Origin of the sequence: Rossellomorea sedimentorum, assembly GCF_046237645.1 — a bacterium.
GTDB lineage: Bacteria > Bacillota > Bacilli > Bacillales > Bacillaceae_B > Rossellomorea > Rossellomorea sedimentorum.
In genome coordinates this window covers 2,271,880-2,284,968 of sequence record NZ_CP143546.1, presented here as the reverse complement: position 1 = coordinate 2,284,968, position 13,089 = coordinate 2,271,880, and the positions used below count along the sequence as shown (strand labels likewise).

Below are 13,089 nucleotides of genomic sequence, written 5' to 3'. Positions count from 1 at the left end.
TCAACAGTTATCTTTGCATCCCATACACATTCTCACAATGTGGGAGGAATAGAAACAATGCAAAAAATCGAGTATGAAACTTCGTGTTTCATACTCGATTTCTTATGTTCGTTTTGAATTATTCTTTTGGTTTCTCAATCATTTCTTTAATTTGATCAACAATCTCTGATGTTTCTTCGGAATCTGCTGATGGTTGGACAGACCAGCCATTCTCTTTAATAATTTCTTCATATTGTTTGGCAATTTCCATCTGATCCATAGCCATGCGGACATGTGTTTCTTTTACCTCTTTGTCTTTCATTACAGTACTGTGTGTATAATTCGTTTTAGATAAAGAATTAGCGGTAAACAAGCCGTCTAACGCAACGTGGCGGTCTCTTAATACCTTGCTGGCATAATTTTCTGTTTCCTTATCCATCTCACTGAACGAAAGTGAACCATCATAGCCTAGGAAATCCATCATTGTTTCCGCATGCTCTTTCAAGACATCAATTTGTTTAGAAACAACTTTTTTCAGCTTTTCATCCTGTACATGGAGTTTGCTTTCCAATAATCGGTGCATCACCCCGTCATGCATGACTAAATGTTCTGCCATCAAGCCTGTCTCTGACATTTTTAACATATGAATTCCTCCTTCTGAAAATTGGTATCAATAGAACAGTACCCCGGGTTTTTGCAGAAATTGTGCAAAGGATGGTATATTTTTTAGTTCTGCAGCCATAAAAGGGCAACACAACTGCTCCCTTTCGTTTTGCCTTGACTAATGATAAAATTCATAAGAGATAAACGCTGTGTTCGTATACCTTGTTGCAATCGGAAAAATCCAGAAGGCCGGATTTTTCCCTCGGGTACAACGGCTTATCTAACAAAAGGGTGAATGGCTCTTTTCTTTATTGTTTACCAGGATAAATCCTGTGAAATAGGGCTTTTTCTTTTGAATATTATAGTGAATAGCAACAAAGTTTTAGAAAAAAGCCAAGATAAAAGAATGTTCATTGTGAGGAGAGGAGGCGATAGAAGTATGAATCCAAAAGTCAATGACATTATCTGTACTGTGTCCACTCTTTTTCACTCTAAAGGCTATGAGAATACCAAGCTTTCTGAAATCTTAGCTGAAACAGGAATAGGGAAGGGACAGTTTTATCATTACTTCAAATCGAAGAGGGATTTAGGAGAAGCCGTTATTGATCACCTTATTTATGAAATGGGCGAAGAATTATTTGATAAGATTCTTGATCAATCTCTCCCTCCCAAAGTAAAGCTTCAAAACATGCTGGATAAAATCCTGGAATTACAGCTTAACACTGAAGGAAAGCGGGGTTGTCCCATCGGAAACCTTGCCATAGAATTAAGTGAGCATGAGCCCCTTTTTAGAGAGAAGCTCGCGGGTTTCTTTGCAAAGTGGGAAGAGAAAATTAAACAGAACCTGGAAGAGATAAAGCAAAATGAAGAGAACTTCTCTGATTTAGATACATTTAATAAAGCCCGCGGGATGATTGCGGTCATCGAGGGCGGCATCCTATTAATGAAAACAAAGCAGGATGTACAAGTATTAAAAGATATTATCAAAATGATAAAAGATGATTATCAATTGCATAGTTGACGTTTTATAAAGGAAAACAGAATACAACGAGGCAAAACCGTTGACTCCGTTTTTCTTTTTTTGTTACTATTGGACCTACCGGTTGGTACAGGTTTAGAATTTTATAGAAAAGGAATAACATTAGGCATATAAATTCATCCTACAAAAGACAAACATATGGAGGTATTTTCTATCATGACGAACAATCAATTATTTTCTACAACAAGTATTAAAGGTATTTCCTTGGAAAACCGTATCGGTCTTGCTCCAATGACACGTACCAGTGCCACGCCTGAAGGATTGGCAACTGAGGATATGGCGCAGTACTATACGAATTTTGCCAAAGGCGGTTTTGGATTCATCCTGACTGAGGGGACGTATACAGATGATAAATACAGCCAAGGGTATCGAAATCAACCGGGTATCATTAATAACGAACAAATCGATGCCTGGAAAAAGGTAACCGAATCCGTGAAGCAGCAAGGGGCAAAAATCTTCATGCAACTCATGCATGCAGGTGCCTTATCACAGGGGAACCGCTTCACTTCTGAAACGGCCGGGCCTTCTGCCGTTAAACCGAAAGGCGAACAGCTTGGTTTCTATGGCGGAAGTGGAGAATTTGCGATGCCAAAGGAAATGACGGAAACAGATATTGAAGATGTGATCAAAGGCTTTGTGGATGGGGCAAAAAACGCCAAGGAAGCCGGTTTTGATGGCATTGAAATACATGGAGCGAACGGATATGTCCTGGATCAATTTTTAACAGATTATACAAATCAACGCGAAGACGAATATGGCGGCTCTCTCGAAAATCGTCTGCGCCTTCCAATCCAGGTAATAAAAGCGGTTCGTGAAGCTGTTGGGGATGAATACCCAGTTGGAATCCGTCTGTCCCAGGCAAAGGTAAATGATGGAGAGCATAAATGGAAAGGCGGCGAATCAGACGCTGAAATGATTTTCAGCAAGATTGATGAAGCAGGCGTTGACTATATTCATATTGCTGAACCTGATGCGGCTTCCCCGGCATTCGGCGAGACAGGACCGTCATTGATTGAACTCGTGAAAAAGTATACGGATACTGTAGTGATTGCCAATGGCTCATTGGGTGACCCTAAGGCAGCAGAAGCAGTACTCCAAGATGGAAAAGCTGATATTGTCACAATTGGAAAAGCAGCACTGGCAAACCAAGACTGGGCGAATAAGGTGAAAGAGGGCACCGACTTAGAGGACTTTGACTTCCAAAAAATTCTCTTGCCGCAGGCTGTGTTAAAAGACTTTGAAGTAAAGCCGCTGTAAACCTTCACGATAGACAATATTATGTTTTGACTTGAAATAAGGAGGAGAACAAATGAAAGCCATCGTTATTGAAGAATATGGAGACAAATCTGTTTTAAAAGAGAAGGATATTGAAAAGCCAAGCATCTCAGAGAACCAGGTGTTAGTGGAAGTGCATTCAACATCCATTAATCCAATTGACTGGAAGGTACGTGAGGGATATTTAAAGGAAATGCTTCCTTTTGAATTCCCAATCGTTTTAGGATGGGATGCAGCAGGTGTTGTAGTAGAAACAGGAAGCAATGTAACAGACTTCAAAGAGGGCGACCGTGTATTCACTCGTCCGGCAACGACAAACCGCGGAACATATGCAGAATATCTTTCTGTCGAGGAAAATCTTCTTGCTAAAATGCCGGAAGAAATGAGTTATGATGAAGCAGCATCCATCCCTCTTGCAGGATTAACGGCGTGGCAATGCCTTGTAGACTTTGGAAGCATTCAAGAAGGGGACAAGGTGTTAATTCATGCTGGGGCAGGAGGCGTCGGAATCTTTGCCATCCAAATCGCCAAGAGCTTTGGTGCATATGTTGCGACAACAGCAAGCGAGAGCAATATTGAATTCTTGAAATCGCTTGGTGCAGATGAAGTCATCAATTACAAAGAAAAAGACTTCAGTGAAGAATTGACTGACTATGACCTTGTTCTCGACTCCATGGGAGAAGACATTCAATCAAAGAGTTACAAAGTGCTGAAAGATAACGGTAAGCTTGTTTCAATCGTGCAGCCGCCTTCAGAAGAAGAGGCAGCGGGACATAATGTCGAAGCCGGGTTCGTTTGGTTGGAACCAAACGGAGAACAACTTCAGAAATTAGCTGACCTGTATGTGGAAGGGAAAGTGAAACCGGTCATCAGCAAGACGTTCGACTTCAGCGAACAAGGACTGAAAGACGCACATGCATTGAGTGAAACTCACCATGCACGCGGGAAGATTGTTATTCAGGTGAAGGAATAAACGCATCCAAGGATAGTCGCCTATCACTGTGGGTAAATATAAATTGCGGTATTATTTAATACTAACATACATTTTAGGAGGTATAGAAAATGGCAAAAGTATTAGCTGTCTTATCAAGTGGATATAAAGATGAAGAAAATGATTATGAAACTGGCTGGTGGGGAGAAGAACTATTTGCCCCGTTAAATGCCTTGGAAGAAGCAGGACATGAAGTGGATATAGCTTCTCCGCTGGGCGGAAAACCTGTTGTAGACCAGGCGAGCTTTTTACCTGATTATGATCCAGAAGGAACGTACAAAGCTCTATATGAATCAGGTCGAGCAGATGAAACTCACAAGCTTTCAGACGTAAAGCCTGAAGAATATGATGCCGTTTTAGTTGTAGGTGGTCATGGAGCAATGTATGACCTTGCCAAAGACGAAAATTTACATGAAATAATCAATACTGTCTATGATAACGGTGGAATTGTGGCAGCTGAATGTCATGGTCCGGCTCCATTAATCTGGACGCTCCGCCCTGACGGCAAAAGCATTATTGCAGGAAAGAAAGTGACAGGATACCCGGATGAAATTGAGCCGGAAGGGTTGCTTGATATCCTTCCGTTCAGCCTTGAGCAGGAAATGACAAAGATCTCGCAATATGATAAAGGAGATCTAAATGAAAACGCTCATGCTGTTTGGGCGGATGACCAAATCGTGACAAGCCGTGATCCATTTTCTTCTGAATTGATGGGTGAAGAATTAGTCAAAGCCCTGGAGAAGAAATAAAATAAGATAATATAACGGGTTTGAGTACAGGAAGTAATCCTTGTTCAATATCCGATCTTGAAAATGCTCGGAGCCATTAAGGCTCTGAGCATTTTTTAATGAGTTGGTATTGAAGCCAATGAGTTCAGAGAAGAATCAATAGATAGAAACTTTGTGAGTTTGATATAGCTTTGTTCATTGTAAAATTGCATACTCAACCCATGAATCTCATTCATAGTAGGATACTATTCAGCACAAAAAGCTTTTTTAGTGTGTTTAAGGTTGTGATAAATGGAGCTAAATGAAATAATTGGTAATAAGTTAAAGGGAGAATGTAAGGGGGATGTCATTGAGGAAAAAAACTCTCATAACGATTATTTTATTGATTTTTATCATTGCGGCTTGTTCTATTGAAGAACATTTAAGTTTTACTAATTTAGAAGAAGCAGAAAAAGAAATCGGTGAGTTAAAAATTCCTGATATGCCTGAGGGGTTTAAGGTTACGAAGATCACCCATAAAAATGACGATTTTACCCATCCGGTCACAAAAGTCTTTTATAAAAAGGGAGAGAAAGAAATCACTTATATGATAGCATCTTCCTGGTTTGACGATAGCCCTAGTGAAGAGGTCACCAGTGACAAAATAGCAGATATCAGCTGGATTACGCTAAAAAATGAATATGTATTAAAATGGCGGAAAACCAAACAAGATAGTTATAAATATCTCTTCACTACTGACTTAAGTGATAAGGGTATGCTCATTTCTTTGGCAGAAAGTTTTTAGGGTGAAAAACGGGAGAATATATTACTTCTCCATCTGTTTGCAGTTAATGGGGGAGTTCAATGAAATGGTAAAAACCTCAGGGGATATTGGTATTCTTGCTAATTAAGTGGTGTAAAATCCTATCATATAAATTGTTTTTAATAGTCATTAGTAAAGTCCAACAGCATTTTATCAGGCTATTAAATATCGTTGTTAAAGGGAGAGGAAACAGATCAATGGACGTAGTGTTTAATACAGAAAAGGCAGTATTTAATTACAGAGTGGCAGGAATCTGGGTGGAAAATGGACATGTCCTTTTACATAGGGCCGTCGATGATAATCATTGGTCACTCCCTGGTGGAAGAGTAGTAATCTCAGAAGACTCCAAATCCAGTTTAAGAAGGGAGTTTCTGGAGGAACTTAATGTAAATATAATAATAGACCGATTAGTCTGGCTAGTAGAAAACTTCTTTAATTATAATGAAACAGACTTTCATGAGATAGGTTTTTACTATTTAGTTAAATCAGTTGATCATTCATTTAAATTTGATGAAAATCCTTTTTATGGTGTAGAAGGAGAAAGATTGGTTTATAAATGGACTGCAATTAGTGAGCTGTCAAATGTCCAACTATATCCTGAATTTTTAAGAACAGCATTAACTGCTTTACCTCTAACACCAGAATACCTTGTGGTGAAGCAATAGTATGTAATTTTTTGAGAATGAAAGGAAAGAAGGCTTTCGTGCGATTACTCTTCAATAGTTAATTTAGAAGTTAACAGAATACTAGCAGATTAGTAAATGCTCGTTGGTAATGATAATCTTGCTTTTCAACAAGTTATGTTTGTGGAGGTGCTCTTTCTTCTGATATGGGGGACTGGGGAACTTATTAAAAAATACATATATGGATTTTAAAAAAGCTCAGAGGTTCTCTGAGCTTTTTTACCCCCAATAGGTAATCGTATCAAATACACCTATAATGACTAGCAGAATTCCCGCTGATATTTGTATGACAGCCCCGGTTTTCCGGCTTTTTTTCATCACCGATCCGTTCATTTCAAGGAACTGCATAACGAACAGGATGATCAGCAATGGAATGGAAGTGGCGATGCCGAATATGGACGGCAGGATGATGCCCGATGGACTGGCGATTACCACCGGCATTAAGGAAACAAAGAATAAAACGAACATGGTTGGGCAGAAGGCGATGGAGAAGCTCGCCCCCATGATGAAAGACCCCGTTTTGCCTTTCCCCATTTTGACTGGTATATGTCCAAAAATCTTTTCGAGAAATCTCATCTTAAAAGCACCGGCTAAAAATAATCCAATTAAGATGATCATTGGCCCTATGGCTTTTCGGAAATAAGGGAAGAAGATTGTCGTTGTCTTCTGAAACTCTGATCCTAACCACCATACGAGGAATCCCAGTAGAGAGAAAACGACGACCTTTCCCAATAAAAAGTAAAGCACTTCGACCCAGTCCGTCTTCGATTGCACGGTCCTATTGCCATAAATGGTAATCGCGCTGACATTGGCGGTCAGCTGACAAGGTGCCAATGCCCCGATCAGTCCCAGAATGGCTGCAAAGAGGATGGGGTAGTCCATGACACTATTCACGATATTTAAAAATGGTTCGCTTAATGTGCTGCTGATTTTGGATAGTATTCCATACATACTTTCACTGCCAATCGTTTAAGAGTTCTCTCCAATATCAGAAATATCTTTCCAATTTTCTCCGTTATCCTCTGTTGTATAAATCTCATTTTTATAAGTTACAATAGTCCATCCCTGCTCATTTTGCGGGTGTGGAGCAATATACATGATCGGGTTGTCTCCTTCAAGGGAAGGGGTAGGGAATGGAGAGACACTGCCCTCGGAAACATTCCAATCCAATAACTGAATACCATCTTGTTGAATGCTTGCGATTAACCCGTTATCTTTGTTCATAGCGACACTGGTTACCATGGAGGTATCAGCCACCTGGGTGAAATTTTCTCCTTGATCATCTGAGAAAAACACACCGTCTTTGCCGCCGATGGCCACTACATTCTTATCAGAAGGGTGGGCGGCGATGTTACCGATGGATTCTGAATTGAAGCCTGCCATGCTCATTTTCTTCCACGTTTCGCCTTCATCTTCAGTGACATAAAATCCTTTATCCAGTTCAGAGTTAGGATGCTGATTGATGACATAGATGACGCCTGATCCATAGCCGGCAGCCAAGTAGTGGAAGTCTGTTTCGCCGTAGAAAGCCAGTTTTTCAATAGATGCACCCTGATCTTTACTTTTGATCAAGCCAAGCGGATTCTCCAAATCTGACCCTTGTTCGGGATGGCCGCTGGAGTAGAACCCTTCGTCATAAGGCTGGAACCCCATATAATCGTGCTTATTGCTGTTGGCTTCAAGCCATTCTCCTTCAGAATATTTCATGAGTCCGTCATGAGTGGCAAGGAAAAAGTCATCGCCATTGTTTGGGTAGCCTGCACCATGGATATGGTCAATTTGTTCTCTGTCGGCTTTTACAAATTCATATTCTTCCTCTGCTGAAGAGCAGCCTGTAATGACCAAGGCTAATGCAGTTGTAAAGAAGATCCCTTTTGTTTTTTTCATCGTAATCCCTCTAATCCTTTATATTTTCCATTGATAGCCGATTCCCCACACCGTGGTCAGGTGCTTTTCAATTGGAATGTTTACTTTTTTTAGTTTATCACGCAGATTCCTTATATGGGAATCAACGGTGCGTATATCGGTGCTTGCATTGATATCCCAGGCAATGGAAAGCAGTTGTTCTCTAGTATAAACCCTTTCCGGATGTCTCATTAAAGCTTCGAGCAAGAGAAACTCCTTTAAAGTGAGAGCAAGGGAGAGGTCTTGATAGTGCAGGGTGTAGGCTTCTGTATCCAGCCTGAATTCTCCTCTTGCAATCGCATTGTTTTGGCCATTCAGATTTGAATCCTGCCTTCTCAATAAGGCATGGACACGTGCCGCCAATATATCTTCATCAAAAGGCTTGGTGATGTAATCATCGGCCCCGCCATCCAGACCATTTATCACATCCTCTTTATCACTTCTTGCGGTGAGCATGATGATCGGAACATTTGAGAATTCCCTGATCTTTCTGCAGGTTATCCAGCCATCGATTTCAGGCATCATGACATCAAGAAGGACAAGGTCTATTTGCTCTTTCTTTAACTTTAGGATGGCATCATATCCTCCAGATGCTTTCACACAAGAATAGCCTTTTGGTTCCAAGTATAACTCCAGCAGGTTGAGCATCCTGGCTTCATCATCTACTAATAGTATCTTACTCAAGAAATTCCCCCCCTTTAAATCAGTATTTCCACAGTTGTACCTTTGGTTTCCTCGCTCTGGATGCTAATCGAACCTCCATGGGCTTCAACTAACTCCTTAACGATGGAAAGGCCGAGTCCTGAACCGCCCATTTCACGGGAACGTGATTTTTCAACCCTGTAAAGCCGTTTAAAGATATTTTGCAGTTCATTATCAGGTATTCCTACTCCCTGATCGGACACACCTATTCTTATTTTGCCCTCATCTGCAGAGCTGGCAGTAATTCTGGTCACTGTATGTTCCTCAGAATACTTTAAGGCGTTATCCAGCAGGTTAAGGATGATTTGCTCCAAGCGAATGGGATCGGCATAAGCATACACGCTTCTGGGACAGGAAATGTGCAGAGTGATGTTCTTCCGGTTGAATGCAGGGCGGACCTTGGCCACAATATCCTGAATCAGCGGGCATAACTCAATCTCTTGCTTGGAGATGGTAAAGTTGTTTTGGTCAATCTTTGCGAGCTCAAATAGATTTTCAATCAAGTGGACGATTCGTCCAGATTCATCTTGGATAATCTTCAGGTACTCCCGCCTTTTATCTTCCGGTAATCCGTCCCGGAGGGCGACAGTGGTGTACCCCTGTATGTAGGTTAAGGGCGTTCTGAGTTCATGGGAGACACTGGCCAGAAACTCAAGCCGGTCATTTTGAATGGTTTCAAGATCCTTTGCAAGCTTTTGAATGGAATTAGAGAGTTCGCCCAGCTCATCTTTCCCGAAGTCCGGCAGCTTTACCTGGAAATACCCATTGCTGAGATGTTCAGTCGCTTCTTTCATTTTAATGAGAGGACTGGTCAGTATCCTGGACAGAAGGTAATAAATGATGGCAATGATAACCAAGCTCAACACTCCCGCAAGAAGGAAATGTGAATTCAACTTTTTGATTAATGACCGCAGGGGTTCTGTATCTTTAAACATATAGACGTACCCTTGTTGAGAACCAGTGTTGTACTCCGTAACGGTGGCCAGGTAGTTCATCTCTTTCCAATTGGATTCGATCAGCAGTCCTTCTCTGGAAAAATCCGGCGGATGCTCCTTGATCAAATCCATCATACCCGCAGACACATCCTTTGAACTTGTGATAATTTGTTTATTCTCATCCGTGATGACGACTTCAGTGTCCGTTTTGGTTTCCATAAGAGCAATATGATCGAGGGTGCCTTCTGTAAAACTATCTTCTAATACATCCCGGTGGCTGTTCCCCCTGGAAAGAATGGAGTGGAATTCCTCCTGGATCCTTGAATCAATCATATTGTTATAAAGATAGGCCATCAGCAAGGATTCCATAATCAAAACCGCTACAAGGAAATAGATAGCAAGTTTTGTGGATATTTTTTTCATCATAAATCCCCATTTCATTAAGGCTCTTATCTAACACTTTGTAGATTTTCCCGATGAAGTTCAAGAGATATAGCCATACTAAATACAGAAATTATCATGGTAAGCAAGGTAGAAAAGAGTAATTCATCCAGTTCAGAGAAAAGCGCTCGTATTAAATTGAAAAATCCGGCCCTTTGGGTTTTCCGTTAGCATCAATCTATACGAAAGCTTCATTAATGACTACTTCATTGTACAGTATAATTATGAAGAATGTTTGCAGTAGCTATGTTTAATTAAACGATAGCATCAGGGGCGGGGAACTTCAAATTTTGGACGCTTACTACTTTTCACTTTTACACGTAAAGGGTAATGCTTAAGAAGGACTATCAAAAAAGAGAATTTAAGTCTATGCAGGGATGACGTCTGAACAACAAAAAAAATATTTTTGGTTTGCTCATTTTCATCATATATTTTGCACAAATTCCTGTAATAATCAAAAATCAGAGGAGGAAAGAAAAATGAAAAAAATCATTTGGTTATTCGCGGCATTACTTATTGTTACATTAGCTGCTTGCAGTATAGACAATCAGCCAGGCAATTCAGGAAGCGGTACTGAGTCTGGTAAAAGTTCCGAGGAGGATCACGGTGCTCATGGAGAAGGTGAGCATAAAGGTTCCGGTGAAGTACCAGAGGAAATGAAAGAAGCAAAGAATCCCAAGTACCAGGCGGGCAGTACAGTCATAATAGAAAAAGGTCATCTGCCGGGAATGGAGGGAGCAGAAGCAACCGTTGCCGCTGCCTATGATACAACCGTTTACAGGGTGTCATATAACCCTGTGACAGGCGGAGATAGAGTAGAACAACATGAATGGGTTGTACATGAGGAACTGAAGGATGCTGACAAGAAATCGTTTAAGCCAGGTGATGAAGTCACGATTGAAGCTGAGCACATGGAAGGCATGCAAGGGGCAAAGGCGGTGGTGGATACTGCCGAACAAATGACCGTCTATGTGATAGACTTTACGCCGTTAGATGGAAGTGAAAAAGTGGAGAATCACTTATGGGTGACGGAGGATGAACTGTCTCCGGTTGATTAAAGAACAAAAGCGCAAGCGCCTTGACCAGCCCTGACAGGTATATGGCTCAGGGGGGCTAGGTGCTGGAGCTGGATTCATCCACACTCAAAGATTTTTATAATTTTCAATACAAAGAAAAAAGCATCTGCAGGGACATGGAAGTAGTTCAGATAATGTGGAGAGAACTTAAAATCGCAGCCTAAATAACATAGGTTTTCATAACGTAAATAAAACCTGAATTAACAAACCAAAAAAGCTTGGGATATCCCAAGCTTGTAAATATGTTTTTCTAATTCAATTGGTGCACTCAATTGTTGAATGGTTGAACAGCCGATGGGAAATCAGTTCCCTTCTAATTGAAATTTAATAGAGGGAAAAACTCCCCTTAATTGGCAATTAGTACTGAAAACAGCTTAAATAGAGGGAGAAATTCCCCTTATTTGACTCTAAAAACATGAAAACAGGCAGTTTTACTTTGTATTGAGGGAAAAATTCCCCTTATTTTCCCCAAAAACCATTTCTAATCTGCATTAACGGTAAAATCTCCCCTTATTTTTCTATCACTGGTTACTCACTCTACTATCCGCTGCTATCATTACTTAGAGCAGACCAAATAGTAAGTAAATAGCACCCTGAATAGCACGATGAAAATGTATATTGTCAAGGTGTTATTTGGGGTGCTAATTGTTAAGCTATTTTAGTATTACTACCTTATAAACATTGATAAAACAGCCATTCGTCTTATGGCAAAAAGGTATGCTAACTCATATGTCATTTACAGTGTTTCTCCACAAAAACTGAACTACTTAAGGGACATGCAGATGCTTTCCTTTGTAATTACTACAATATATTTGTAAGCGCGATTCCCACTCCCAAAATCGACCCAATCGAAATGGAAAAAATGGTGAAAAGTTTCTTGGTATCGGTTCTTTTTATTTTCTGGTAATCCTCAAAACCAATCTCGCCGTTGGTGAATTTCAGACCGGCTTCGTCAGGGTCTACTGAAAATTGACTTCCATTTTGATCCTCTACGATCACTTTTTTAATAAGTGCCATGGAAGGTTGATTGTACTCTCTTTCCCAATTTAGAAAGTCAATGGTTTCCCCGCCGCTCAACTGTAATTTAACAGGCTTGTAGATAGGGGAGTCAGCCATCTGTTTGAGAATGAGATAAGCTTGTTTTTCAAAAATATTATCAGATACACACATGATGGCCACCTTCTTTCAATTGAAAAATCTAATTTATGTTTAAAGGGTATGTGTAGTTTTAATTTTTGTTCCCGGATTTTTTGATTTTTAACACTAAAGAGACTAACATAACGAAGGAAATTAGTAATAAGATCATTTTTCCTTTACCGCTCATAATCAGCACTTCCTGTATTGAGTACGCTTCTATTAGAATGGAAGGGACCTTGCCAAGCGAACTGGCAATGGCAAAATTAAAGATGCCCATTTTGCTGAACGCCCCGGATAACGTAACCAATCCCGAGGGCATCAAAGGAAACAGCCTTAGGGCAAATACAAGGAAAAAAGCCTCTGTTCCCGTGGAGTGCCCTAATCTTAGAAGGTATTTATGCTGCATGCGTTCACTGCTTATGAACTTTTTAATTCCTTTCCGGTATAAAATGAAACTGATAATTGCACCCAGGGCTTCACCGGCAAATGAAATAATCAATCCATACTCAAAACCGAAAATCTTAAGATTGGCAGCAGTTAAGAAAGCACTTGGAATGAATCCAAGGATACTGATGATGATATTTAAAAGTACACTGATGATAATGGCAGCGGGTTCAGTGGAGGAACCCAGCCATTCCGTTAACGTAAATTCCAAGATACTCACCTTTGATGTAAAATTGTAGGTTGATTGCGCGATTTCATTATCTTGAATAATATCACAGTCTTTAGGTGATGGGGGGAAATAATTGCTGAGGGTACATAAGGGATGAATGGAAGAAGGGAACCCCCATTA

Annotated in this window: 14 protein-coding genes; 7 read left to right on the top strand and 7 right to left on the bottom strand. The window is 40.4% G+C overall.

The window, feature by feature from the left end; translation table 11 throughout:
• Positions 1-118: 118 nt before the first annotated feature.
• Positions 119-622 (bottom strand): hypothetical protein, encoded by a 504-nt coding sequence (locus V1502_RS11270; RefSeq protein ID WP_409250746.1) that lies wholly within the window; start codon positions 620-622, stop codon positions 119-121.
• 399 nt (positions 623-1,021) lie between these two features.
• Between V1502_RS11270 and V1502_RS11265 the strand changes: the two genes are divergently transcribed.
• The 6 genes from V1502_RS11265 to V1502_RS11240 all read left to right on the top strand — a co-directional run bounded on the left by V1502_RS11265 (position 1,022) and on the right by V1502_RS11240 (position 6,082).
• A complete protein-coding gene (locus V1502_RS11265; RefSeq protein ID WP_409250745.1) occupies positions 1,022-1,603 on the top strand; it encodes a TetR/AcrR family transcriptional regulator in 582 nt (193 codons plus the stop codon).
• A gap of 174 nt (positions 1,604-1,777) precedes the next feature.
• Positions 1,778-2,878 carry an NADH:flavin oxidoreductase gene (locus tag V1502_RS11260; protein WP_409250744.1) on the top strand — a complete coding sequence of 367 codons (1,101 nt, stop codon included), beginning with the start codon at positions 1,778-1,780 and terminating at the stop codon, positions 2,876-2,878.
• Positions 2,879-2,930: 52 nt separating this feature from the next.
• Positions 2,931-3,869 carry an NADP-dependent oxidoreductase gene (locus V1502_RS11255; RefSeq protein ID WP_409250743.1) on the top strand — a complete coding sequence of 313 codons (939 nt, stop codon included), beginning with the start codon at positions 2,931-2,933 and terminating at the stop codon, positions 3,867-3,869.
• Positions 3,870-3,958: 89 nt separating this feature from the next.
• Positions 3,959-4,636 (top strand): type 1 glutamine amidotransferase domain-containing protein, encoded by a 678-nt coding sequence (locus tag V1502_RS11250; RefSeq protein ID WP_409250742.1) that lies wholly within the window; start codon positions 3,959-3,961, stop codon positions 4,634-4,636.
• A 328-nt stretch (positions 4,637-4,964) separates the two neighbouring features.
• A complete protein-coding gene (locus tag V1502_RS11245) occupies positions 4,965-5,399 on the top strand; it encodes a hypothetical protein (protein WP_409250741.1) in 435 nt (144 codons plus the stop codon).
• Between the two features lie 215 nt (positions 5,400-5,614).
• Positions 5,615-6,082, top strand: coding sequence for an NUDIX hydrolase (locus V1502_RS11240; RefSeq protein WP_409250740.1), 468 nt, complete (start codon positions 5,615-5,617; stop codon positions 6,080-6,082).
• Positions 6,083-6,319: 237 nt separating this feature from the next.
• Here the strand turns inward: V1502_RS11240 and V1502_RS11235 are convergent, their stop codons facing one another.
• From V1502_RS11235 to V1502_RS11220, 4 genes are read right to left on the bottom strand one after another with little or no spacing between them, the layout of a single operon-like run.
• Positions 6,320-7,051: a sulfite exporter TauE/SafE family protein gene (locus V1502_RS11235; protein WP_409250739.1), complete on the bottom strand. Its 732-nt coding sequence runs from the start codon at positions 7,049-7,051 to the stop codon at positions 6,320-6,322.
• A gap of 18 nt (positions 7,052-7,069) precedes the next feature.
• The gene (locus V1502_RS11230; RefSeq protein WP_409250738.1) at positions 7,070-7,987 is read right to left on the bottom strand and encodes a F510_1955 family glycosylhydrolase; all 918 of its coding nucleotides are present in this window, start codon (positions 7,985-7,987) and stop codon (positions 7,070-7,072) included.
• A gap of 18 nt (positions 7,988-8,005) precedes the next feature.
• On the bottom strand, positions 8,006-8,689 hold the full coding sequence (locus V1502_RS11225; protein WP_409250737.1) for a response regulator transcription factor: 684 nt from the start codon (positions 8,687-8,689) through the stop codon (positions 8,006-8,008).
• A 14-nt stretch (positions 8,690-8,703) separates the two neighbouring features.
• A complete protein-coding gene (locus V1502_RS11220) occupies positions 8,704-10,065 on the bottom strand; it encodes an ATP-binding protein (protein WP_409250736.1) in 1,362 nt (453 codons plus the stop codon).
• 497 nt (positions 10,066-10,562) lie between these two features.
• On the opposite strand from V1502_RS11220, the gene V1502_RS11215 reads away from it, so the two are divergent.
• Positions 10,563-11,141 (top strand): YdhK family protein, encoded by a 579-nt coding sequence (locus tag V1502_RS11215; RefSeq protein ID WP_409250735.1) that lies wholly within the window; start codon positions 10,563-10,565, stop codon positions 11,139-11,141.
• Positions 11,142-11,960: 819 nt separating this feature from the next.
• Here the strand turns inward: V1502_RS11215 and V1502_RS11210 are convergent.
• Complete coding sequence (locus V1502_RS11210) at positions 11,961-12,329, bottom strand: hypothetical protein (protein ID WP_409250734.1); 369 nt, start codon at positions 12,327-12,329, stop codon at positions 11,961-11,963.
• A gap of 58 nt (positions 12,330-12,387) precedes the next feature.
• A complete protein-coding gene (locus tag V1502_RS11205; RefSeq protein ID WP_409250733.1) occupies positions 12,388-12,951 on the bottom strand; it encodes a TVP38/TMEM64 family protein in 564 nt (187 codons plus the stop codon).
• Positions 12,952-13,089 lie beyond the last annotated feature (138 nt).